This is a genomic window from Pseudomonas sp. GW821-FHT10C09 (genome assembly GCF_059415465.1).
Genome location: NZ_JBWKNG010000002.1, coordinates 159,195 through 184,901, shown reverse-complemented (window position 1 = coordinate 184,901; position 25,707 = coordinate 159,195). Strand labels below are relative to the sequence as shown.

Below are 25,707 nucleotides of genomic sequence, written 5' to 3'. Positions count from 1 at the left end.
GACAGGGCGAAGAGCTCGCCAGCGCTGCGCACTGGAGGGGGAGCAAGCTCCCTCGCCACAGGAACTGTGTTGCGATGAAGCCTTCTCGTCTGCTGTTGATCTGGCTCGCGACCCTGCTGGTCATCGGCATCGTGCTGGGCGCGTTGCGGGCACTGGAAATCACGGTCCCATCGACCCTTCTGTCGATCAACTGGGGACTGCTGCTGGCCCTGTTCGCGCTGGCCGTGCTCGACGCCATTCGCCTCAGATGCCTGCCCTCACCGCGCCTGCGCCGACACATGCCCGGCAGCCTGGCATTGGGTCGCTGGAGTGAAGTGCGACTGGACGTTGAACATGCGTTTGCTCAACCTTTGAACGTAAGCCTTTTCGACCATGTACCACCGGGGCTGAGTTTCGAAAACCTGCCCCTGTCCGTCGAACTGCAACCCGGTCTGCAGAGCCAGATTGGCTATCGGCTGCGCCCGCTCAAACGCGGCCACTTCAGCTTCGAACACTGCGAAATCAGCCTTCCGAGCCCGTTGGGTTTATGGTCCGATAAACGCCTGCTGAACGCGGTCGACAGCACCCGCGTCTACCCTGACTTCGCTCGCCTCTATGGCGGTGAACTGCTGGCGGTAGACAACTGGATCAGCCAGCTCGGCGTACGCCAAAAACAACGACGTGGTCTGGGCCTCGAATTTCACCAACTGAGAGAATTCCGTGAAGGCGACAGCCTGCGCCAGATCGACTGGAAAGCCACCGCCCGCCAACGCACGCCCATCGCCCGTGAGTATCAGGACGAGCGCGATCAACAGATTATTTTCATGCTCGACTGCGGCCGGCACATGCGCAGCCAGGATGGCGAACTTGCGCATTTCGATCACGCCCTGAATGCCTGCCTGCTACTCAGCTACATCGCCCTGCGCCAGGGCGATGCGGTGGGCCTGAGCACGTTCGCCAGCGACCGCGCGCATTACCTGGCCCCGGTCAAAGGCACTGACCAACTGAACGTCTTGCTCAACAGCGTCTACGACCTCGACAGCAGCCAACGCCCCGCCGATTACCAGGCAGCCGCCACTCAGTTGCTGGCCCGACAGAAACGACGGGCGCTGGTGGTGCTGGTCACCAACCTGCGCGATGAAGACGATGAAGAACTGCTGACCGCGGTCAAACGCCTGAGCAAACAGCATCGGGTGCTGGTGGCGAGTCTGCGCGAAGACTTGCTCGACCATTTGCGGCACGCGCCGGTGCAAACCTTGCCGGAGGCGCTGGCCTATTGTGGAACAGTGGATTATTTGAATGCCCGGGCGGAACTCCATGAGCGGTTGAGTGCTCATGGAGTTCCAGTGGTGGATGCTCGGCCCCAAGAGCTGGGGGCCGAGTTAGTGACGCGGTATTTGAGCTGGAAGAAGGCCGGGGTTTTTTAGAGGCACTTTGCAACCCAACACCCAGCGCGGCCTCGTCTTTCAACCATTACTACCAAGCGCGTCACCGGGTTTGTTCAGATCAACGGCAACTGTCTTCCCGCGTATCTGCGTTGTGCCACCCGGGTTTTTGACTTCGATATAAAAACTGACATATCCCGTCACTTGCCCCCCCCCGCCCCCCACAATCCGAGACACTTCCCCTCTAATGTCAGTGACAACAGGAATATATTCCCCCTCGTTCAGAGACAAAAACACCTCTCTGCCTGGCATCGGTTCTTGAGTGACGGTGGAAACGATCACGGCTGTAAACACCACGGTTTCCCGTGGAGTAATTGAGTCTCTGGATGCCACAACACTTTTAATCGTCGCGTGCTTCGGTGACGTAGCCGGATCAAGTACTTTTACAACGAGGCCTTTAGAACTCGGAGTCCCGTTATCGACGCTGGCGATTAAATCATGCTGACCCAACTGAACAGGCTTGAGTTCGATAGTGGCAACTCCCTGAGCATCAGTATGTGAGGGTAACAATTCCAGCAACGGAAACCGCCATGACACCTCGGCATCACCCACGGCGATTCCGTGTTGGCGAGTCACCACCTTCGCTTCGGCGGTCATTGACTCGCCCAGGTAAACATCAGAGGAGTCAGAGCTAACGTCTCCAACAACCCATTCATCTTCCAGCACCGTAAACACCAGACGCTCCGCTACCCATCCCTCTTCACCGCCCCTGACAGAAGCGGTCAACGCTCCGTCGCCTTGAATGAAGGGTAATTTAAAGCGAATGATTGCCTTACCGTCTGTTCCCGTCATTGTCGGCGTCAGCTCCACACCTTGAAATCGCCACATGACTTCAACATCGCTGAGTACCTTGCCGCCAGCGCCGACCACAGTAACCTGTGCGCCAACTTCCTCACCTGGATAGCCGACCAAATCCGGGCTGGTTATTTCAAGAATCTCTCGAGGTTCGTTGACCCTATAACTCAGCGACAACGTGTTATCACCAGCCGTAGCCGTCACTTGCCCCAAACCGGTAAATGCAGGCATAAAACGCACGCTCGCCACGCCATAGAAATTGGTCACTGTTGATACCCGTTCCAGTTCCGGCCCATCCCATTCAACCACCATCCCGACGACAGGCTTGCCTGATAAGGCCGATCGAATGGTTACCTGGCACTCAACCATCGAGCCCCAGTCAATAACCTGCATGCTGCTGTTGATGGCGGACATTTTGATCGCTCTGGTCCCCGCCCCCAGTGACACCGCATTGCGAGGTGACCGTGCCAGCAATCGCGAGGCCGCCCACTGCAAGAAAAAACCGCCATCCTTCTCGTCACAAGCGGTCAGCGTGCAGGGCAACTCGCCAACCAGTGTCCGCCATTGTCCGAACGTAACCGGCCCCATCGACAACCCCAGTTCACCCGGCCCCGCTCCCGTGATCCCAAGCGCCAGATCCCGACCGTGCAGATAGCTGTCTTCGTTCGCCGATAAAACAAAATCGAACTGTCCGCTACGCCGGGGGAAAAATGTCTTCTCGGCCCAGCCATGAGCGTCAGGCGTGTCAATCGTCTTGACGCTAAGGCCCAGCCAGGGATCGGCATCGAGGGCCAAGACCTCGAAGTCGTCACCGGCAGAACTGCCGTCATAGAGATTCACCACCTGCGCGTTGACCGTGTTTGGCCCAGGCACCAGCGGTTCATAGTCATGACCCGCCCAACCCTCGGCATCCGTCTCGGATCGGGCCAGTTGCGATTTCGCATCGCTCCACTGCACGGGCATTCCCGGGACGGGCAAGTCGGTGAACCATGACAGGTACTGAATCTGCAACCAGGCGCGTTCAGCATTACTCAGCACAGGGTCAATTGCCGCTTGACGTACGGCACCGAGCTTCAGTTTGTTATGGTCCAGTTTAAAAAGTTGGTCGGAGGTTCTGAACTGGAGCTTTCTCAAACTGTAGGAAATTGAAAGCGGTGTCTTTCCCGAACTCGCTGAACAGTCAAACGTGTATCGCACACCACCTGCGGTGATGGGTACGGACGATCGAAGGCCTGGAGTGATTTCTATATTTTCCGGTAATGGCGCGGTGGGTGAGTTGCCCCAAAGCACCTCAACCCCCTGCAACGGACTGAACGCATGCGGCAACAGGGTCAGTTGATGAATCGCCCCAATGCACGGATGCAGATCACTGCGACCAATCGGCGAAGTCATCTGATCGAACACCAGCGTGACCTCATCATCGAATTGCGTGGCCATCAAACGACCGGTCAGCTCCCGTTTGCGCGGCAAATAGTCGCTTTCAACCTCCAGCTCAAAAATGCCACTTCGTGCGTTGCCGGAGGTGATTGACCATTGCACCCCCTCTTGGGTCAGCAACACCTTGCTCCCCAAGGGTGGACTGAAAACCAGCCCAAGGTCCGGCTCTACCCCATTGCGCCAATTCAGGGAGATCATCTGACCAATGAACGGGCTGCCCGAGTGTTTCGGGACAATCGAGAAGGTATGGGATCCGCCACGCCAGCACAAAATGCCCATCCCTTGGCTGTCGATGATTGTTTGATCAAACACGAAATCGATGTCGTCCTTCCACTCACTGGTGGCCAACGCAACAATCGGGAATGAATGCGACAGCGGGGGCGCGCCTTCCCTTACCTTGATCTGCGCCACCATCGCGTACGGGCCGGCGACCGTCGGTTTATCGAAGGCGCTAGCCCAACCTCCGACGCCGGTGTAGGAGGTGAAGGTGCCATGAGACAAGACCCAATCCACCTGAACATTGAGTGCCGGTTCATTGTTGAGCGTCAGCACCTGCACCATGCAGTACACGCTATCGCCCTCATCCACCGCCGGTGATTTATTGGCCTCGCGCACTTCGCCGATCTTGAGGTTGTTACGCGCCAGTGACATGGCGTTATCACGCGACTCGCGCTGCAACATCGGGCAGGAGAGAAACAGGCCAAAGGGTGCATCCAGCACATCGCCGCAGAAGAGCGTCCATTCAAGCTCGTCGCCCGTGACCTGCGCCAATTCACCAAAGCCAGGCACCGAACGCACGTCCAGATCTTCAGGATCGTACCCTCCCTCGCGCCACCCCACGGCGATTTTCGCCCCCAACAACGGGCTGCCTGCAGGGAAAATCAAGCTGAATGCGTAGCTACTGCCACGGTCGGGATACCCGGTTTTTTCGCCCCAGGCAGTGGCCTCCATACGCTCGAACCGGACCTGTACCGCTTTCAATGGATCGTCCCTCAGCACAAGGACGTCAAGCGACTCCCGCACGACAGGATCGTTGTAGTAAGGACTTGGTACCGAGACATCAATGATCTGCAACCCATCAACGCCGGGAATGTAGTCAAAACCCGCTTTCCCTTCGCCATCGGAGATGCCGCTATGCAGCAGGTCTTCACCTAAGTGCCAGTTCACCTCCACACCCGCCACCGGTAGGCCGGTGTAGTGCGACAACACTTGAACTTGAAATGGCAGCGTCTGGCCATACTCCAGAACCGGCCAAAAAGTGGCGCCTTTGAGCACGTTCAGCGTCAGCCGATGATGCCCCAGCGATACCGCAACAGGGTAAGGCTCTGCGGTGTAGTGGCTGTAGATATTCAGATCGAACAGATAAGGCGCTTCACCTTCCAACACAGGGCAATCGAGCAACCACGGCAGCTCGATCGACTGGTTAACCCCAAGGTCGGGCGATGTGATTATTGCCTCTTGCGGGTTGTCCTCGGACCATAGCAAAGCGTCGGTGCCCGCCCATTCGCTGTCCGGGAGAACTTCAAATTTCAATTGATGCCTTTGTTCCTTTTCAGCCCCCAGACACAGATGAAGTAACTGGCCAGCATCAACGCGCTGGTCGTCATGAAACAATCCCAGCAATTGCAGCGGCACCAGTTCCACATGAAGCTCGATGCGCGTCAGCCGTATGTCCGCAGTGGAATTGTCGTCGGGCGTTCTTTTCGGGCTGATCAGGGTAATGTCGAGATCGTCATCCTTATGAAGATCGAGGTCGAGCGGTAGATGCTGCGCCAGCTCTTGAAGCTCGAGCGCCATGGGCTCCGCGCTGGTGCTCCCTCCCGTGGAAGGCAAATCGATGCTCAACTTATCGATATTGCCGGCGCCTTTTTTGCCGATCAATACTTTACCTGGCGCCGTCTTGTAGGTGTTTTGGTAAAGAAAACGCAGGTGATAACGCGCCCCTGCGGCTGGCTCGACCGCAACTTTCATCGATTGAAAAACCGATGCCTCATTTTTGAGCGCCGCATAAAAGATGGACTCTCCCTGCCAAGAGTCTCCTTTCACCTGAAAGCCTTGGGGATTGTTGAGATCTTCCCAATCATCGTAGAGCTTCTGAAAATCCCCATTAAGTACCAGGTTCTTGTTCGTGTTATCAGGCAGCTTTTTCATGATGGCTTGACCTCTGGCTCGGGCTCAGGCTCAGGCTTCGGATCAGCCTTGATCACCCACTTTTCAACTTCTTTGGCAAACGCGGCGTCGCCGACTTTGGCGGTGTAGATGACCTTGACCAGGATGTCGGTCATCGAGGCCAGCATGGCGGCCTGGCGGGTTCGCTTCGGCCAGGGAAACGTCAGCTTCCATCGCGACACGGCGCCGGTGTTTTCGAACGGATTGAGCAAGCTTTCATCAGGCTTGAAGGCGACCATGCCGTTGTCGTCCAGCCCGACAGACAAGGCGACGCGTTGGCCGCTGCTCAAGTTGATCAGAACATCCGCAGGCGCCACCTCACTGGAACCGTACAAGTAATCCAGCGACTGGAACGACGGCTGCGTGGCCGTGTAGCTGCCCACTTGCAACAGCGTGGCCTTGGCATCCTCGTAATGAGGTTTGAGTACCGGTAGCGTCACTTCGACGGCACTGATTTGCCGACAGTAATGGTCGGGGTAGTCACGATCGAACAGTAGCTGGGTCAGCTCGAAGTTCAGGATGCCGGTCTCTTGCAACTCGCCGTAGGCTTCATCCCAGCTGTCGGACCCCGTCTGCCCAGTGGTGACATCGTCGAACAACCGGCGCAGGGAAATAGTCTTGACCAGCTCCAGGCGCCGCTCATAGCGCTGCAGATGTTCCGACTCCATGCGCAACAAATCCGCCCGTAACGAAGCGCCGGCCATCAAACCGTGACGCTGATCGAGCCAGACATCCGGGCGAATGGTGCTTCTCGTGAATTCACAGGTTTCTGCCTGAAGGGCCGTCTGTGCCGCCAGGCACAACGCCACGGCGGCGTCGTAGGCCTGAAAATGCAAGGTCTTGAGCTGACCGATCGACCAGCGATACAACTCCAGGTTAGTCGCCCGTGTTTTCAGGAAATCAAACTGGCTGAGTGCCTGGGCGTTGGCCTTGAGGGTTTGATCCAGACTGGCCTGGGCCGAAGCGATAGCGCGCCTCTGGGCGATGATTTGTGCATCGATGGCGTTCATTTCAGCGCTGGCCTGGTCCCTTGCCAGCCCCCATTCCTGCTGGCGACGACGATAGTTTTCGGACCTTTCGGTTTTTTCGGCTCGATAGCGCGCGGACTCCGCGCCAATCTGTAAACCAAACGCTACCGCCTCGGGCAACGCATCTAGTCGGTGGCCGCCATTCGCAAGCCCGAAAACGTTGGGAAATGCCGCAATGACAGCCCCGGCGACCCTGAACCCGGTCGAAACACTTGCCAGCGTATTAGCCGCGTCGATTTCCTCCATGACTTTGTATTCGTCGTCGGAAATATTGCCGGTGTGCAGGCGGCTGAAATGCTCCTGACGCTCCTCGGCCATGGTCCGGCTGCTTTGCAATGCTTTCAGGTTTTCGCGCTGTTGCTCCAGGAATTCTTCTTGCGCCTGACGGGCAAAGTCTCCCAGTTCGCCCAGATGCCGCTGCTGCATTTCTTCCAGTTCAACACGATCCTGTTGCTCGAGCAGACGCAGCACCTCACTCCCGAAATCTTGCAGCAACTGCACGGAACGTATCGCCACGTCGAACAACACTCGCCAACGAAACGCCGCCACTCGCAATTGGCCCCCCATCGGTCGTGCACTTCCTTTACCGCCCGCCGCCAGATGGTTCAACAAGGCGCTGGGGTCCATGGCACTGAACAGTGGAATCGATAATTCCTTGCCGTCGATGGTCAGGTTATTGCGCAGGTTGTAGATGCGTTTGGCCGGCAGGTCGTAAGACTCGCGCAACCGCGGGCTCACGGGCAATTTGAAGGAGGTCGTACCGAATACCCCTGGATGGATGAAACGGGCAGTCGTTACCGGTAGCTGGTCCGCCTCCAGCAACAGTGTTTTTTCAAAGTCTGCCAGTGCCGATCGAGCGTCGACTTCAGCCACCAGATCCATCAACTGCCGGGGTGTCCAATCGTTGCGGGTTCGACCGTCGGGCGCTTGTCCCATCAGGGACAGGGCGCGCACATACTGCAGCTTGGCGGCCACCAGGCTGTCGCGAGTCAACTGCCGGTACAGCGAATCGCCCCAGGCAATAATGTTGTGCACATAGTCGAGAAAAATCACGATTTGATAATGCCGAGGCGATGAGTAAGCAATCGCGTCCGGGTCGGTGGGGGCAAAGGCTTCGTATTCAATCGTGCTTTCTTTTACTGCCAATGGCCGGCATCGCCAGTAAGCAATCTTCGCACCGACAGGGCCATCGGCTTTTTCGGCGGGCGCCTGAGGGTCGAACAGATAATGAAACCATTGCTGAGCTTCGAGAAAACGATGCTCATCGCGCAAGCGAGACGCCACCAGATGCGGCAAATGGAAGAACAGCTCCCAGAAAAACAATCCGTTGCTGCTGTCGAACGGACCGTTGGGCTCAGTCCCCTGAGGAAGCAGCGGCACGTCCGGGAACTGGGTGGACCAGTCGAGCACCGCGCCCATCGATACATTGGAGCGAAACACCAGATCGGCGCCGATCAGCGTGTTCAGCCGAACGTACTTGAGTTTGAAAGGGACAGGTTGGTTGAAACCCAGAAACTGCGCGCCTTTATCCGGCGCTCCTGCTGCAGGTTTGTGGATGAACGGCAGAGAGCCCTGGGCAGGCAGTGTTGCGGGGACCTCAATAACAACGGTTCTGTCCCCAGAGGCGCCGGCCAATGTGCAAGTAATCGTGTATTTGGCAAAAGAAGCCCTCTTCACTTCCAGCCAATCCGTCGACCAGCCTCCGTTGTTGGAATAGCTGCTGGTAATGGGAGTTTCGTTTTCTGACCCGTGTATCACCTCTAGCGTGAATTGCTCCTGTGTCCCTGATTTGCCTGGTTCCTTAAGCGCACAAAACCCCTGAATACGTAATTTGTAGTCGTCTCCGTCAGCAACAATGTAAGCCTTGATGCCAAGGTGATCAGCCAATGTTCCTGTGCCGATGGCGCTGGTGACGGAAGGAAACTGGCTTGGCGCGATCCGTCGCTGAACCGTGAGAGGATCAGCAAACAGCGCATTGGCCAGATAATCCATGACCGGACCTTCATCCGGAAGTTTGCGCAGTAGCGGATCACGGGTTTCGTAGATCGCCACATATTGGTCCGATTTGTCCGTACCGGACTTGCCATTGGTGACATGCACAGCCAACCGGCCTTCGGGATATCGGGTATCCAGCTCATTGCGCAAAACCACCGCCACCAACCGGCAGCCCTGCGATACGTCCTGGTCAAAATACGCCAGATGCAAGCGGATAGGCGGTGACCAGCGCCCGTTCAACGCAATGAAAGCTACTTTGATTTCCAGCTCATAAGGTTTTTGCAGCGTTCCATTAGCAAGCTTGTCGAACAGCCCGGCGCGCCACTCAACCCAGACCATGCACAAACGGCCTTCCCAAAACACCAGTCGGCTGTCCAGCACGCTTTCGTCGGTCGGGATGTCCGCCTGTTGCCACTCTCCCCATGCTGTTGGGTTTACGGCTTCAGAGTTGTCGGCAACCTCTATGTCCGCCTTGCGCCAAAAATAGCGATAAGGCGTTACACGCTCCCGGCCAACAAAGTAGTACTGACTGTTCTTCGGGTTTGAGCCATCCATGTAGCAGGTCAGCACATTCAGGTTGCAGGTTTCCTCGAAGGTGCGCAGGTATTCCTGCACCCCTTGTTGCACCGAATCCGTGGTCAGGCGAGTCTGATTCAGATGACTCTCAAGGGCTTTGAACAAACTGCTTTTGCGAATGCGCACAAAAGGCGTGATGTAATCTTCGGGTGTGCACTTGAGCAACTGGCTCGCCGACCAGGGGCCGTAGCTGCTGGCGATGTCCCATTCTTCGAGGTCGTCCGGGTCAAATTTGCGACCGCTGTAACCCGGCTCGAGCTTTTGATACACCGCATGGATGTATTGCTGCAGGCAGCTCACCCCCTCCGCCCCCCAGGAGGTCTTGATCTGCTTACTGTCCAGAGGGTCTGAGCGTAGCCACTCGAACAAGTCATCGGCCGTTTTGAGCTTCATCGGAAACGGCCGGTTTTCCTGGGTGTGCTTGGCATTCAGGCTGAGGTCTATCAAGGCATTGCGCCGCAGAGCCGCCAGGTCATCGAACGATTGCTTGGCCATCACCGTCTCCTGTCAGTATCAATTTTTCACGGCTCGTCCTGGCGCATGCCACGGCACTCAAAAGCCAGTGAACTCATTAGGGTTGAGGAAGCGCTTCAACGAATGTGATCGACCGGAACGCGAGGGATTGGCCTCCCGCCTTGGCGGTGACATCTACTTTCCCGGCTACATCACTGGTAAACGTCAGTTCGGCGATCCCCTTGCTGTTGGTCTGGGTATGGATGTCAGGTTGAAGCAAGGGCTTCAGGATCCATGTCACCTGCTCGTTCACAAAACGGTTTTCATACTTATCGGTCACCGTTGCCCTGAGGGTGACGGGTGTGCCGAGCAGCACCTGGCTGGGAGGCCCCGGATAAGTGAGGTCCGTATTAATATTCAGTGATGCCCGGTCCAGGCCGATCTCGACCGCCGGCGCGACCCGATCATTGCCCAGGTCAAGATGGAACGATGGAACCGCCGTGCCCATCTGCGAGCCCGGGTAAAATTTCACTGTGGCGGTTCCGTCAGTACCCGTGCTGCTCATCGACGACGCGAATCGGCCCAGCCCGGAGCGCCAATGCACATTGGCCGATTTCAGCGGCTTGCTCGCACGGTCCAGTACCTTCACGGTGTACTCGACAAAATCGGTGGGGTGGTTCGCTATCAGCTGTGTCGCGTTGACCGTGCAAGTGACCAGCACATCCAGGCCAATCGCGACGATGTCGTCGGCCAAAGTCGGGTCGGTACGTTCGGACAAACTGGCGCTGACCTGTTCAGCCACTGATGCGTAAGCCTCATAGGTGCTGTCCGCCGGCAGCTTGGCCACGTCCAGCAAGGTTTCCGCGTTCAGACCTGTTTGCTGCGCGAGCTGTCGAATACGGGTCAGTACGTCAAGCTGCGCCAAAGTACGGATAAAACCCTGCCCATTGTTTACGTGATCAGCGCAGGCGCGCACTTCCCGAACACTCCACGCAAACAGTTCAGCCAACAGCTTTGCCGCCCGCTCTTGAACCAACAGCTTCCCGTCACCGACAAGGTTGGGCAAGGCATTGACCCGGCGCAGGTAATCGAGCAGTTTTTCCTCAGGTTGGCCGGTCATCGTGACCGCACGCTTGTAAACCGTGAGGTCATAAAGGGTCGATATCGAGAACGCTTGCACGGTCTCAAGCGCAAACCACTGCTCGTAACCGTTTTGGATAAAGTGCGTCAGGAAACCCGCGCTCAGTTGCAGCGTTGTGGCCACGTTACTGCGTCGCGAAAACTCTGCCAGCACATTCAGGAAAGGGTCGCCCGGCTCTTCGGCGGCTCGTCGGCCCGAAGCACTGCCGGAATCGGCCGGCAAACGCGCGAGCACCTCGACCAGTACGCCATACACCGTTGACCCGGACCATGTCAGCACCGGCAGAACCTGTTCCGAAGCCAGCCCGGCATACGTGCCCAGGCTGCCTTGCACCACATTGCGCTGGCCGGCTTCGGTGCGCAGTACCACCGCGAGGATTTTTTCGACGATGACCCGTCGGGCATCCTCGTCGATACCGCCAATAGCGGCCTGCACAACTCTGTCAATCACCACTCGGGCATAGGACTCAAATGACTGTTGCGGCGTTTGCGCAAAGTGAATCACCAGCCCTTGTTCATCCACCAGTGCCCACAACTCATTCATCCATTGGCGGTTATTCGACAAGGTCGGAACACCCACCATGGTCAACGCTTGCTCGGTCAACAGCACGGGCGGGAGCTGGACTTGCAATTGAGAAAATAGCTCACGTTGTGCGTCGCTCGGCAGTGACGATTGCGTGATCGGCGTCACCTGCTCGATCACCCAATGCACCGGCAGTTCGGCGTCGCGGCACCAGCGAACACAGTCCATGAGGGCGTGAATGACGCTCAGCGTATCCGGTGTTGCTGCATTGCGCGGGGTGGCGATACGAGACGCACCGGCCAGCGGGGTCACCCAGGCTTCGCCGCCTAATACGCCCAACAAGAGAATGGCCTGAATGGGTGTAATCCCCAGCAAACGCGGTAACCTGGCCATGCGATAGAAACTGGAAACAATCGGTAAACTGCGCGCAAGCTCGGTCACGCCATGGGCATCGGCGACAAAATGCGCGAGGTAAAAATAGGTTTCCAGGTCGATGCCCAGACCACTGCGCAACTGATTGACCGTCAGCAGGTCTTCCGGGGTGACCGGGATGATTGCAAACGGCTCGTCGTCGATTTTCAAAGGGGCTGAGAAGCGCATTTGTTCGTTGAAAACACGGTCAAACTGAGCTTTTTCGGTGCCCCGACCAAAAATCGAAATCCTCCAGAAGAACGCCGCAAAATCCTCGGCCGAGCAGGCATATTGCTCGCGCAACTCCTGGAACAGGCCCAGTGCCCGAATGGTGTTTTCCGTTATCACGTACGAAGGGGACTGTGGCGAACTTTCGGCATTCATGGCCGCGACAATCACTGCATCGACTTCGTGGCTATGTAGCTCCAGCCACTTGTCCAAGCGCAGTTTTCGGTTCATTCGGTCAAAGCGGTCGTGACTAAAGTCCTTGAAGTGATTTAAAACCACCTGACCACTGTCTTCATACACGATAGAGATAGGAGGATCGACACCCTCATGAATGAAGACTGATCCGGCATTCACCCCTGAAACAGGCAGGTCAAATGTGTCCATGTAATCCGGCACATTCTGCACATTTTCAGACAAAGTGATCGAAAACCCTTCAATCGACAACAACGCTTCCAGGTCCGGATAACCCCGCTTCGTTCGCTCATTGAAAAAGCTCACGACCCTGAGATTGCCTTCCTCTGGCCCCTTCACCCCGAAGTAGCGTTCGTACAAATCCTCCAAGTCGTCTGGAAATGTCCGTCGCTCGGTCAATATTTTTCGCTGGGCAGGGCTAAGTCTCGCGGCTTGGGTGAATGCCTTGTCGAACTCGGCACTCCAGGGCTGCGGGCGAATGAAATACGGAAACAACGGGTCACACAACCGCACAACGCTACCGACCGACTCGGCGCCTTTGCGCAGCACGTAATCGAGCGTTTCCCAAGGGGTGTGAAACGGCAAGTCATTAGGAAAAAACTGCTCGCTCAGGTCCTTGTCAATGTCCTGCGTCGCGCCGCTCGTGTTCTCGATAAAGGTTTCCATCACACGGGTAATGACCTCCACCGAGGTGACTTCGCCATTGATCGCCAAGTTGTCAATCAACATTTTCTGAAGGTCGGGGCGTCGGTCTGTCAGAGGCAACGCCGTCCCGTCTGCGATACCCAGCCGCTTCAGTGCCCAATGCATCAGAAAGACCAGATAAGCCGCGGGCGAATGGATCGCTTCAATTGCATTGACCGGGCAGAGTTCATCGAACTTGGGTTTGAACAAAAGCGCATAGGTCGGACCATTGTTCAGCCCTGCCATCGGCTGTACTGAGGCCTCATCGTGGGCTAACCGATATTCGATAAACCGGCGCATGACCTGCGTCGCCAGACCGTTGATCCGTTGTTGAAAGGCACGCGCCTGCTGATCGCTGAGGCCGAACTCGGACACCAGCCCCCCCACGCCTTTTTGCGCCAGCACACACACCGAACCGTCTTGGTCCAGATAGTCACTGAGCGCGGAGAACTGCTGGCGCAAGGGCTCGTCGAAGAGTTGCTCGTACATCTGTCGAGCGATTCGAATGGGGGAGTTGGCCATGCTGTGACTCCTGCGACCGGCACATCATTGATGTGAAACGAATGACCAGACTGTCATTCCCTGTGCAGCCATTTGGCTGCATCACCCGCACCGCGTCTACTGTCATAAATGACAGTAGAGGTGACCGTTCATCGGGGAATCAAGGAATTGAATCAGGGTCGTCGTTAACGGCCATGACTTCGAATCGAGGGCTGTCCGCGCTGGCAGATACCTGGGTGACACCGCCGGACTGCTGTGCGCTTTGCGTCGCACACACCCAATGCTCGTTTGGGCGTAAATCATTCGTGGGTGTCGCTTCCCAGGCATCGTCGACAGCATGGGAGATGGTCAGACTGATGTCCGGGTTGGACCAGTCTCGTAGCTCAATCTTTGCGCCCGCCCACGACGTGCCCGCAAATGTCGGCTTGGGCTCGACCCATCGGCCGGGGAGTGGCGTCGTAAATTGCGGTGGCTGAGTCCGCAGCTCAACCGGCCGCGGCGCTGTCCACCCGGAAAGATGATTTTCGAAACTCTGCTGAACCACGAGTGAGGGATGGCTGGCCGGTCGGTCAAGCAAGAGCCAGAGCGACCACGTGCCGTTTTGCTCCACCTGCGTGGTGCCGAGGATCACATCAAGGGCATCCGCGAAGGCGACGCTGACCGTATCGCCTGGGTAACCAAAGCCGGAAACGGCCAGGCGCGACTCGATAGCTTCACCCTCGGCTGGAGTTTCGATGACTGGTTTGGCCGGCACGACCACGAGTACAAGATCATTTCCGAATGCAGATTCCACATCCGTGATCCGCTGTTTGAACTTCAAGGTGCGGGTGCCCAGCGGCAAGGTCGCGTTGAACCAAAACACACCTGCATAGTTCACCGGTATTCTCGCCCAAGGCTCGGTTCCCCCCTCCAGCCACACCTCAACCGACGCTACTTCAATACCGATTTTTTTGCAGGCAAGGCCTTCGATTCTGAAGGAGCGTGCAACCGTGTCGACAGGTTGCGGCGTGTTGACGATGGGTGGCAACAACTCCGCTTTAAAGCTGATGAGTTCGCTGTGTTCAGAAGACAACCCGTTGAATGACTGAATGGCATAAATCTGATAGTCACTAAACTTGAGCGCCAGCGGTACCTTCCACGCGTCTTCTGTCACCGGCATCTGGTGCAGTGGCTGGCCGGTCAAATAATCGTAAATAGTCATCTCGGCACCGGCATAGCCGCCGCCACCTTCAATGATCGGCTCATGGCCCACCGGGGGCGCCATGGATTTGATGACGGGTCTGGGAACGGCCACGGAGAAGTTTTTAGTAAACTCGTTCGAGGTCTGCCCGCCGAATGTCTGGGTCGCCTTGACGGTGTACGAACCCGGCTGAAATGGCGCAGGACGACGGTAGGTCCAGCGACCGTCCTTGTCGGCGTCAGACACCGGATAGACCGTTGCGCTGTCGCTGAAGGTGAGATTGACCACCGCGCCTTTCCAGCAGGTGCCGGCGAAGTCCGGGGACAGGCCATTGTCGGTAATGGTGTCGATGGAGGGCAGCGGCGCCTTGACGACCACTTGCGCAGCCGACGTCCAGTCCGACTGAAGATCCGGCTTGCCATTGGGCTTGAACAGTTGCCGGGCCTTTACGGAATAAGTGCCCGGCTCCCACTGAGCGGTCGCCGTATTCGCCCAACGATCGTTAACAACGTTGACTATCGGCATCGTAGGAAGGGGGTTGGAAGACCCGGTGATTTGCAATTCGACTCTGGCCGGAGCATGACCGTCCCACACATTGCCACTGCCGGAAAATGCCGGCTTCTGGTCAGCGCCGGCGCTATGCGTGAGGGTGGGAGGAGGGACTTTAACCGTGAACGTGGCGGGTTGGGTGTTCCACTCAGAGTCTATCCAGGCATTGCTCAGACCTCTGACTTTCTGGCGTGCATCAATGCTGTAGGCGCCTGGTAGCCAGTCAGGGTAACTTTTCGTCCACGAGGTAGCGGCTACCGTAAAGGTTTTTATAACGCTCCCGCGTGTAATCCAAATATCGAGCTCGGCACCGATATATCCTGTGCCAGTGATCGTGACGGTGCCGTTGTTGGTTGCCACGGCCCTGAGTTGTTCGACTCGGGGCGGGCGGACGTTGAATGTTCGGTGGTCGCTAGGACCGGATGGGCGACCGTTCAAAGTCTGATCGGCAACCAGCGAGCGTGCCCCTGGTTGGACATTGACCGGTACACTCCAAGCGCTACCTGCTACATGAGCTTGGCCTGCCAAGGTCTGCGACAAATCAAGGTATACCCGCATCGTGGCACCCGCCTCACCACCCGTCCCTGAAAGCGTAAACGTTGGGTTCTGTGTAGAACTCGCGGCGGGTGTGGTAATAACAGGCGGATAGGGCGCAATCCGTACTGTGACGCTTACGTTGTTTGACCATTTTCGTATTCCGTGAAAATCCTGCGAGGCAATAAGGACAATTTCACGTTCTGGCAGAGGCACGCTGAGCCGTGTAATCCACCCAGAGCCCGCAACTGTCGTCGAACCATACTCAATGGCTCCACTGCCGCTCTCATATATACCGATCCTCGCACCGGGCTCGCCCAACCCGAAAACCTCTGGGTTCAACTCGCGAAATACATCATCTACTTTCGGTGACAAGATGCTGACATCAGCCACCACCAACGAAACAGTGACGGGAAGGGATTGGGCGGAGGTATTGCCGACTGTCTGCTGCGCGTAGAACGTCAGCTGTGACCCGGCTGGAAAGTCAATATTCGCACTCCAGTTACCGTTAAGTTCCACACTCGCGTCACTCAAATACAGGTCACCGGCAGCGTTATAAAGTTTGACTGCCACCAAATTGAGCGACTGCCCATTATTACCGTGGGCAGTGAACCGTCTATTCACTGATCCATTGTTGGTTGGGCTAGTGATCACAGGGTCAGGAACGTACAGAACCTCCAGGACGCCGTACGCAGAGGGATCCCCTCCAGAAGTATCAAAAGTATAACCAAACCCTATAGTTGCCTTTCTCCCACTATTCCCACTTACAAATATATAACCACCGTCATTCAGCTCATGTGTCTGGCCATCCTGGACAGCCCCACGAGTAAGTTCCTTAGTCCAGGAACCTCCTCCGTTTGGGGAGCTAAATCCCAGATTGATATTTCCGTCACGACGTCCATTATTGAATGTGCGGTAACCTGACGAATAACAATTTAGCCCTGTCCCACCTTCACTCCACCAGTAGAAAAAATAAAGCTCCGCCCACATTGAGTCATAAGTCACCCTAATGTGTGAATGAATAACGTCCGCGAGTGGGGGAACATCGCTCGATGACTTTTCCGGAAGGACTCCTTCGATACCATAATGTTCATCCATCATCCATTCCCCACCGTACCGTGATAAGAGATTGAACGGGTCAGCTGCGCCCGATCGTCAAAAAAGAGGCATGGAGGATTGAGCGCCGAATCGGTGCGATCCGACAACCTGTAAAATCTGACAGTTCCGACGAACGGCGCCCTGCTTTTTTAGCGCGAATGAGCAGCCCCTTCAGCCTTCGGCCCATTGACTACACAACCTTGCGCAACGGACTACACATCCGCCAGAATCCGCCGGCTTGTGCACCTTGTCTCTGCCCCGTAACTTGATCCAAGTCGCTGCCAATCAGCGATCGGGTTTAGTCGCCCGGCGGTTCGATACATGTGTATAAGCGTCATCCAGTCGGGTATTCCCTATCCCCGCACTTGATGGTGGCTGTTCGCAGGGCGCCCCCGGGCGCGCCGGAATTCGTATCTCCGCCGGTCGACTAACCTGCTTACAGCCGCCACCCCTCGTTTAGTCGCGAGACGGTGGCAGCCCTATAACGGAGATCGATCATGTTCAAACCAACACCCAATCCACCCCCCGAAACCGACCCGGTTTCCCCCTACGCCACCCTCGATTCAAGAAAGCTCCACGCCGCCGCCGACAAGGCGCTCGACCATTACCTCAAACCCGACATCGAAACCCTTCGCTCTTCCCAGGACCGCGCCATGAAAATGTTCGCCGTTGCTCCGGACGCCAACCCCGAAGCCTTGACCATCGAGACCTACGAAACGTTTTCGACGGTCAGCATTCTGCTGCTCGACCTGGCTGAAAGCCTGGACAACGCGCCGCGGCATCTGGCGATGGCGATTTATCGAATGAGTGAGTTGGGGCTGATGCTGGTGGAGCGGTCGCTGGATAACGAGCGGGCGATCAAGACGGCCTGACCGTTAAGTATCAGATGACTGTACTGACGCTTTCGCGAGCAGGCTCGCTCCCACATTGGCTCTGCGGTGTGCACAAATCTTGTGCTCAACTTCGATTCAACTGTGGGAGCGAGCCTGCTCGCGAAGGCGATTGCCCAGACACCACAACCCTCAGGCCGAAGCAGGCAACGGCTGAAAACTGAAGTACTGCGTCAACGCCCTCACCAGTTGCCCAAACTCCGGCGGCGCCCGTTGCAGGCTGAACCCGGCGTCATAGTGGTGGGGTGTTTCGTCTTCATGGCACCACAGACAACACGCCGTCAGGTCGATGACCTGCTGGCAACCGTCGAGGGCGGGGATTTTCAGACGCAGGTCAAAGTCGACGCCCACCATCATGGGCAACTGGCTGATGAGCATCAGCCCGTCTGCAGATACGTTGCCGAGAAAGCCGATGGGTTTGTCGGTGATGCTGTTGAACACTCTCAAGAAATACGGCAGCTGATGCCGCTCGATCCGGCGGTCGGTAAACATGCGCAAATGGCCCAGCAAGGCCCTTAAGCAGGGCCGCACTAATGCTTCGGAACGGGCTCGCTTCCATTTAAGCCATGGAAGTGAAGGCGCGCTCTCCCCGTTCCCGGTGCGACAGTCCATGCAACCGCTGACGCTTACTCCTGCCGATCACAGGTATGACCTCGGTTTTAAAGCCCAAGGCTCTAAAACCGATCTCCTGGACTATAGCTCACCCCCGCCGAGCGGCCAGGGATAACCGCAATCAGTACGGCGACGGGCGTGGGGTCGCCGCGCTGCGCAGTGGGTAATGGCCCGTACTCTGCAGGGTTTCCAGTCGGGCGCGGGCGCGGTAGGCGTATTCGCTTTCCGGGTAGGTCGCGATGATGTACTGGTAAGTCTGCGCCGCATCGACGAACAGCATCTGCCGTTCAAGGCACTGGCCGCGCATCATCGACACTTCCGGCCACACATAAGGCCGCGCACGGCTGGAGCGCTCGACTTTCGACAGTTCGAGCATGACCTGCTCGCAATTGCCACGGTCGTAGGCGCTGTACGCGAGGTTTAAATGATGGTTCATCGACCAACGGGCACAACCCGTCACACTGAGGGCAAGGACGGCAATGAGCGCAAATCGCATGGGGGATCTCCTGTCTTGAGCGCTGTATCGGCCTGCGGGCGAAAATCTTCAGGAATGTTCATTTCAAAAAACAAACGAAAAAGTAGTGCATCCGAACAATGACTACACCCCTAGAGCATAGTAGCCTCACTCAGCGCTTGAACTCAGGAGTCTTTGCATGTCCGTCCGTCGTACCAAAATCGTCGCTACCCTTGGCCCGGCCAGTAACTCGCCGGAAGTTCTCGAACAGCTGATTCTGGCTGGCCTGGACGTCGCCCGCCTGAACTTCTCCCACGGCACCCCCGACGAGCACAAGGCTCGCGCGAAGCTGGTGCGTGACCTCGCCGCCAAGCACGGCCGCTTCGTTGCCCTGCTGGGTGACCTGCAAGGCCCGAAAATCCGTATCGCCAAATTCGCCAACAAGAAGATCGAGCTGAAGATCGGTGATCAATTCACCTTCTCCACCAGCCATCCTCTGACCGAAGGCAACCAGCAAGTGGTCGGCATCGACTACCCGGACCTGGTCAAAGACTGCGGCGTGGGCGACGAGCTGCTGCTCGACGACGGCCGCGTGGTGATGCGCGTTGATACAGCCACCGCCACCGAACTGAACTGCACCGTGCTGATCGGCGGCCCGCTGTCCGACCATAAAGGCATCAACCGTCGCGGTGGTGGCCTGACGGCTCCGGCCCTGACCGAGAAAGACAAGGCCGACATCAAGCTCGCTGCCGAGATGGAAGTCGACTACCTCGCCGTGTCCTTCCCGCGTGACGCTGCCGACATGGAATACGCCCGTCAACTGCGCGACGAGGCCGGCGGTACTGCCTGGCTGGTGGCGAAGATCGAACGCGCCGAAGCCGTGGCCGACGACGAAACCCTCGACGCGCTGATCCAGGCGTCCGACGCGGTCATGGTTGCCCGTGGTGATTTGGGTGTGGAAATCGGCGACGCCGAGCTGGTGGGCATCCAGAAGAAAATTATTCTGCACGCACGCCGCCACAACAAGGCTGTGATCGTGGCGACCCAGATGATGGAGTCGATGATCCAGAACCCGATGCCGACCCGCGCCGAAGTGTCCGACGTAGCCAACGCCGTGCTCGACTACACCGACGCCGTGATGCTCTCGGCCGAAAGTGCTGCTGGCCTGTACCCGCTGGAAGCTGTGCAGGCGATGGCGCGTATCTGTGTCGGCGCTGAAAAGCACCCGACCAGCAAGACCTCCAGCCACCGCATTGGCAAGGTCTTCGAAAGCTGCGACCAAAGCATCGCGCTGGCGGCCATGTACACCGCCAACCACTTCCCGGGCGTGAAGGCGATCATCGCCCTGACCGAAAGTGGCTACACGCCGTTGATCATGTCGCGCATCCGTTCTTCGGTGCCGATCTACGCGTTCTCCCCGCACCGCGAAACCCAGGCTCGCGCGGCCATGTTCCGTGGCGTCTACACCGTACCGTTCGACCCGGCATCGCTGCCGCCTGAGCAAGTCAGCCAGGCTGCGATCGACGAGTTGCTCAAGCGCGGTGTTGTGGAGAAAGGCGACTGGGTCATCCTGACCAAGGGCGACAGCTACCACACCATCGGCGGCACCAACGGGATGAAAATCCTGCACGTTGGCGACCCGATGGTCTGAGTGACCGATTGCTGAAAAACAAAAGCCCCGCCATGTGAATGGCGGGGCTTTTTGGTTTCTGGTGCTGAAGTTGTGTTGTCAGGACTGACGCCTTCGCGAGCAGGCTCGCTCCCACATTTAAACGCATTCCCTTTGGAGAACTCGGTCGAATGTGGGAGCGAGCTTGCTCGCGAAGGGGCCAGCTCAGCCACCGCAGATTCAATGTCGCTTGATAAACCCGGTCAACGCCGCCAACGCTTCCGGGGAGCGCAGCCGCTGGGTAAACAACGCGCCCTCTTCTTCGATCACCTTGCGCAGCAATTCCCGGTCCGGTGCTTTCATCAATTGCTTGCTGATGCGCACAGCTTCCGGTGGCAACGCTTCGAAGCGCAGCGCCATCTCCCGCGCCTTGGCCAACGTCGCTTCGCCACTGCCCAGCGCCTCGGTGGCAATGCCCCACGCCGCCGCCTGCTCACCGCTGAACCCTTCACCCAGCAGCAACAACTCCGCCGCTTTGGCATGCCCGAGCAAACGCGGCAGGATCAGGCTGGAGCCGAACTCGGGGCACAACCCGAGATTGACGAACGGCATGCGCAAGCGAGCATCCGTGCTGACGTAAACCAGATCGCAATGCAGCAGCATCGTCGTGCCAATCCCCACCGCCGCACCCGCCACGGCGGCGATCACCGGTTTGCGGCACTCCAGCAAATTGAGCATGAAGTGAAACACTGGGCTGTCGAGGTTGCCTGGCGGTTGCTGGATGAAGTCAGCAATGTCGTTGCCGGCGGTGAAGCACTCGGTGCTGCCGGTGATCAGCACGGCGTTGATTTCGGGGTCGGAATCCGCCTGCTTCAACGCTTCGGCCAAGTGGCTGTACATGGCGCGGGTCAGGGCGTTTTTCTTTTCGGGGCGATTCAGGCGCAGTGTCAGCACACCGCGTTCGCGTTCAATCTGGATGGCATCGGTCATGGCGAGTCCTGATCTGGGAGGTCACTGTGGCGAGGGGGCTTGCCCCCGCTTGAGTGCGCAGCGCTCACACACTTTTGGGGCCGCTGCGCAGCCCAACGGGGGCAAGCCCCCTCGCCACAAGAATCAGCGCTCAACCACGAGGCAGGAACACATCGGCCAGCAGTTGATTGCGCGGCAAGCCCGCGAGGTACAGGCGCCGGGAAAAGGCGTCGACACTGTCGGGGGCTCCGCAGACTAAGGCCAGGGTTTGCCGGGAGACAAGCCGCAGTTGCGCCAATGCCTGCGGCAACTCGGCCGGGGTCCAGCGTTCGACGCTGAGGTTTTCCCGGCCATCGGCCATGGCTTGCAGGGGTTTGGCCAGGTAATGCTCATCGGCATCATGGGCCAGGTGAATGACGCGGATAGCCCCTTGATGATCCTGACGCAGCGCTTCGCGCAAAACGCCAAACAGCGGCCCCAAACCGGTGCCGGCGGCCAGCAGCCACAGCGGTCGGGCGTGCCAGTCCGGATCGTAATGCAAGGCCCCGCCGCGCAGTTCGCCGAGGCGGATCGAATCGCCGATTTTCAGCTGACGGGCCGCGTCGCTGAATTCCCCCGGCTGACGGCAATCAAGGTGAAACTCCAGAAAGCGGTCTTCTTCCGGCAGGCTCGCCAACGAATAAGGCCGCGCCACATTGCCCGCCCACAACACCAGATGTTGCCCGGCGCTGTAGCGCAGCGGACGCTCTGGGGTCAGGCGCAAACGCAACACACTGGCGCTCAACCAATCCACGGCGGTCACCTCGGCCGGGCGACCGTCCTGTTGCGGGTCGAAGGTGTGCACTTGCAGGTCTTCGACCACCTGGCATTGGCACGCCAGGCGCCAGCCTTGTTGGCGCTGCTCGGCGCTCAAGGCATCCGGGCGGCTGTCGCTCGGCAGGCCTTGTACACATTGCACCAGGCAGGCATGGCAACTGCCGGCGCGGCAACTGTAGGGCACAGGCACGCCGTTTTGATTCAGGGCATCGAGCAGGTTGCTGCCCGGCGCCACCGTAAAGTGGCGCTCGCCGACGCGTAACTCAGGCATCGACGTTCTCCCAGGCCGCCGCGCACCGGTTGCGCCCGTCACGCTTGGCGCGATAGAGCGCCTGATCGGCGCGCTGCAAGGCATCGTCGAGATCGTCACCGAGTTCCAGCAACGTCATGCCCGCCGACAAACTGAGATGCGCGACATTTAGGCCGATCAACTCCACATCGGTGAAGGCGATGCGCAACCGTTCACAGCACGCAGTCAGGCGTTCGGCATCGCAATCGGGTACCAGCACCACGAATTCTTCACCGCCATAACGCGCCAGCACATCGCCGTCGCGCAGGCATGCCGTCGCGACGCCGGCGAAGGCTTGCAGCACCTGGTCGCCCGCCGCATGGCCGTGCACATCGTTGATGCGTTTGAAGTGGTCAAGGTCGATCAGCGCCAGGCCATGCATCACGCCGGCGTCCATGGCGTTGAGTTCACGTGAGGCCAGGCGCAGGAAATGGCGGCGGTTGAACAGCCCGGTGAGTTCGTCGGTAGCGACCAGGTCTTCGAGCTGGCGCATCATCCCGCGCAGGGTGTCCTGGTGCGCTTGCAAGGCAAAGCGCCGTTGCCGCATGCGTTGACGTGAGGCCTGGACATAACGGGCGTAGAGCACCAGCCAGATCAACACGATAAACAGCACAGACACTTGCAACCCGGCCAGCGCCGGGTCGGGCAACTGAAAGTGGTAGCCCTCCCACAGCGTGATCGCACTGAAACTGAAAAACACCAGCAGCGCACATCGCACCAACGCCCGACGTGACAGATGGAACAGCCCGAACAGCAGGATCAGCACGTAAAACACCAGGAAGGCGCCGCGTGCTTCATCCAGGTTGGCGATCAGCCAGGTTTGCCAGCCCAGCCCCATCAACACTTGCACTTCGGTCAGGCTGGGATCGGAAAAACGCAGGTTGCAACCGCTGTAAAACACCACGAACAACGCCGCCTGGCTGATGACCACCAGGGCCGTGCCGACGGCCACGCTGGCCACGGGTTCGTCGTAATGTCCGGTGAAAAACGCCAGCCACAGCAGCATCAAGGCCAAGGCATACGTGCCGGCTGCAAGGGCAAAGCGTTTGAGTAAAAGCCGTTGGATGGCGTTATGGGTCAATCGTTGACTCACCATGCGAAAGGAGGCTGTTTGAGTGTCCTACTCTACAGGCCGACTGCCACTTTAGTGGCGAGCCGGACAAATGACCATTCAATTTTCGGGGCAAAAAACTGGCGTCAAAAGCATGTCTCCGAACGACGATAAACCTGTGGCGAGGGAGCAAGCTCCCTCGCCACAAAAGCAAAAGCAAAAGCAAAAGCTCCGCGCCAGCCTTTATGCGACCAACGATTGACTGCCGGCGCGTGTACCCGCCCGCGAGGCGCGGTATACTGCCGCGCCTTTTTAGCGTCGCGCCAGCAGCCCCGGCGTGCCTTGAAAGGTGCTTGCAACCGACCGATGCACCCAAGCTGCAAGCACCTTATTGAATGTTCCCGTCTTTTAGAGGAGCGCGACTCATGACCGTGATCAAGCAAGACGACCTGATTCAGAGCGTTGCCGACGCCCTGCAGTTCATTTCCTATTACCACCCCGTTGACTTCATCCAGGCGATGCACGAAGCCTACCTGCGTGAAGAATCGCCGGCCGCGCGCGACTCCATCGCGCAAATCCTGATCAACTCGCGCATGTGTGCCACCGGCCACCGCCCGATCTGCCAGGACACCGGCATCGTGACCGTGTTCGTTCGTGTGGGCATGGACGTACGTTGGGATGGCGCCACCATGGGCCTGGACGACATGATCAACGAAGGCGTGCGCCGGGCTTACAACCTGCCGGAAAACGTTCTGCGTGCCTCGATCCTCGCCGACCCGGCGGGCGCTCGTAAAAACACCAAGGACAACACCCCGGCCGTTATTCACTACTCCATCGTTCCGGGTAACACCGTGGAAGTGGACGTGGCGGCCAAGGGCGGCGGTTCCGAGAACAAGTCGAAAATGGCCATGCTCAACCCGTCCGACTCGATCGTCGACTGGGTTCTGAAGACCGTTCCGACCATGGGCGCCGGCTGGTGCCCACCGGGCATGCTCGGCATCGGCATCGGCGGCACCGCCGAGAAAGCCGCGGTCATGGCCAAGGAAGTGTTGATGGAATCCATCGACATTCACGAGCTGAAAGCGCGTGGCCCACAGAACCGCATTGAAGAAATGCGTCTGGAGCTGTTCGAGAAGGTCAACCAACTGGGCATCGGCGCCCAGGGCCTGGGTGGCCTGACCACCGTGCTCGATGTGAAGATCATGGATTACCCGACTCACGCCGCTTCGTTGCCGGTGTGCATGATCCCGAACTGCGCCGCCACCCGTCACGCGCACTTCGTGCTCGACGGTTCCGGCCCTGCTTCGCTGGAAGCGCCACCGCTGGACGCCTACCCGGAAATCGTCTGGGAAGCCGGCCCGTCGGCCCGTCGCGTCAACCTCGACACCCTGACCCCGGAAGAAGTGCAGAGCTGGAAGCCGGGCGAAACTGTCCTGCTCAACGGCAAGATGCTCACCGGTCGCGACGCGGCGCACAAGCGCATGGTCGAGATGCTGAACAAGGGTGAAACCTTGCCAGTGGACCTCAAGGGTCGCTTCATCTACTACGTCGGCCCGGTTGATCCGGTGCGCGAAGAAGTGGTGGGCCCTGCCGGCCCGACCACCGCCACGCGGATGGACAAGTTCACCCGTCAGATCCTCGAGCAAACCGGCCTGCTGGGCATGATCGGCAAATCCGAGCGCGGCCCTACCGCGATCGAAGCGATCAAGGACCACAAGGCTGTTTACCTGATGGCAGTCGGCGGCGCGGCTTACCTGGTGGCGCAAGCCATCAAGAAATCCCGCGTCGTGGCGTTCGCCGAACTGGGGATGGAAGCCATCTACGAGTTCGACGTGAAAGACATGCCAGTGACTGTTGCTGTCGACAGCAAGGGCGAGTCGGTTCACATCACCGGTCCTGCCATTTGGCAGAAAAAGATCAGTGAAAGCCTGGCAGTAGAAGTGCAGTAAGCGCTTCAGCTGGCCAAACAACGGCTGGGTTGCCTGAAGGTGACCCGGCCGTTTTTTTGCCTGTAAATAATGCCAATGGCATTAAAACCGTGTTTCTTACAGCAAACTGATCTTGAAAAACCCTCTCTACCTGTCAGATCTGACAGGTTAC

14 protein-coding genes are annotated in these 25,707 nt (G+C 58.1%); 5 read left to right on the top strand and 9 right to left on the bottom strand.

Translation table 11 applies throughout. The features are described 5' to 3' along the window. Window positions 1-74: 74 nt before the first annotated feature. The gene (locus AC07N8_RS02210; RefSeq protein WP_493142429.1) at window positions 75-1,406 is read left to right on the top strand and encodes a DUF58 domain-containing protein; all 1,332 of its coding nucleotides are present in this window, start codon (window positions 75-77) and stop codon (window positions 1,404-1,406) included. 39 nt (window positions 1,407-1,445) lie between these two features. On the opposite strand, the gene AC07N8_RS02205 is transcribed toward AC07N8_RS02210, so the two are convergent. The 4 genes from AC07N8_RS02205 to AC07N8_RS02190 form a co-directional block, all read right to left on the bottom strand. Beyond that, a complete protein-coding gene (locus AC07N8_RS02205) occupies window positions 1,446-5,807 on the bottom strand; it encodes a hypothetical protein (protein ID WP_493142427.1) in 4,362 nt (1,453 codons plus the stop codon). Next, entirely contained in the window at window positions 5,804-9,919 is a 4,116-nt protein-coding gene (locus AC07N8_RS02200) for a Tc toxin subunit A-related protein (RefSeq protein ID WP_493142425.1), read from the bottom strand. Before AC07N8_RS02200 ends, AC07N8_RS02205 begins: the two co-directional genes overlap by 4 nt. 76 nt (window positions 9,920-9,995) lie before the next feature. Next, window positions 9,996-13,577 carry a Tc toxin subunit A gene (locus AC07N8_RS02195; RefSeq protein WP_493142423.1) on the bottom strand — a complete coding sequence of 1,194 codons (3,582 nt, stop codon included), beginning with the start codon at window positions 13,575-13,577 and terminating at the stop codon, window positions 9,996-9,998. 139 nt (window positions 13,578-13,716) lie between these two features. Next, complete coding sequence (locus AC07N8_RS02190; RefSeq protein ID WP_493142421.1) at window positions 13,717-16,392, bottom strand: hypothetical protein; 2,676 nt, start codon at window positions 16,390-16,392, stop codon at window positions 13,717-13,719. A 1,022-nt stretch (window positions 16,393-17,414) separates the two neighbouring features. Between AC07N8_RS02190 and AC07N8_RS02185 the strand changes: the two genes are divergently transcribed. Beyond that, window positions 17,415-17,789, top strand: coding sequence for a DUF6124 family protein (locus AC07N8_RS02185; protein WP_483841814.1), 375 nt, complete (start codon window positions 17,415-17,417; stop codon window positions 17,787-17,789). 150 nt (window positions 17,790-17,939) lie between these two features. Here the strand turns inward: AC07N8_RS02185 and AC07N8_RS02180 are convergent, their stop codons facing one another. After that, on the bottom strand, window positions 17,940-18,299 hold the full coding sequence (locus tag AC07N8_RS02180; RefSeq protein WP_483841815.1) for a PilZ domain-containing protein: 360 nt from the start codon (window positions 18,297-18,299) through the stop codon (window positions 17,940-17,942). Between the two features lie 241 nt (window positions 18,300-18,540). Then, the gene (locus AC07N8_RS02175; protein WP_483841816.1) at window positions 18,541-18,915 is read right to left on the bottom strand and encodes a tetratricopeptide repeat protein; all 375 of its coding nucleotides are present in this window, start codon (window positions 18,913-18,915) and stop codon (window positions 18,541-18,543) included. A gap of 157 nt (window positions 18,916-19,072) precedes the next feature. On the opposite strand from AC07N8_RS02175, the gene pyk reads away from it, so the two are divergent. Further along, window positions 19,073-20,524: a pyruvate kinase gene (gene pyk / locus AC07N8_RS02170; RefSeq protein WP_027922904.1), complete on the top strand. Its 1,452-nt coding sequence runs from the start codon at window positions 19,073-19,075 to the stop codon at window positions 20,522-20,524. A gap of 198 nt (window positions 20,525-20,722) precedes the next feature. Here pyk and AC07N8_RS02165 read toward each other — a convergent pair whose 3' ends face one another. The 3 genes from AC07N8_RS02165 to AC07N8_RS02155 form a co-directional block, all read right to left on the bottom strand. After that, window positions 20,723-21,472 carry an enoyl-CoA hydratase-related protein gene (locus AC07N8_RS02165; protein WP_493142418.1) on the bottom strand — a complete coding sequence of 250 codons (750 nt, stop codon included), beginning with the start codon at window positions 21,470-21,472 and terminating at the stop codon, window positions 20,723-20,725. Window positions 21,473-21,602: 130 nt separating this feature from the next. Continuing rightward, window positions 21,603-22,538 (bottom strand): iron-sulfur-binding ferredoxin reductase, encoded by a 936-nt coding sequence (locus AC07N8_RS02160; RefSeq protein WP_483841818.1) that lies wholly within the window; start codon window positions 22,536-22,538, stop codon window positions 21,603-21,605. After that, window positions 22,531-23,637, bottom strand: coding sequence for a GGDEF domain-containing protein (locus AC07N8_RS02155; protein WP_123433027.1), 1,107 nt, complete (start codon window positions 23,635-23,637; stop codon window positions 22,531-22,533). The genes AC07N8_RS02160 and AC07N8_RS02155 overlap by 8 nt, the downstream gene beginning before the upstream one ends. 82 nt (window positions 23,638-23,719) lie before the next feature. On the opposite strand from AC07N8_RS02155, the gene AC07N8_RS02150 reads away from it, so the two are divergent. Continuing rightward, window positions 23,720-23,869, top strand: coding sequence for a hypothetical protein (locus tag AC07N8_RS02150; protein WP_493142415.1), 150 nt, complete (start codon window positions 23,720-23,722; stop codon window positions 23,867-23,869). A 163-nt stretch (window positions 23,870-24,032) separates the two neighbouring features. Continuing rightward, window positions 24,033-25,556, top strand: coding sequence for a fumarate hydratase (locus AC07N8_RS02145; RefSeq protein WP_019581511.1), 1,524 nt, complete (start codon window positions 24,033-24,035; stop codon window positions 25,554-25,556). Window positions 25,557-25,707: the final 151 nt, after the last annotated feature.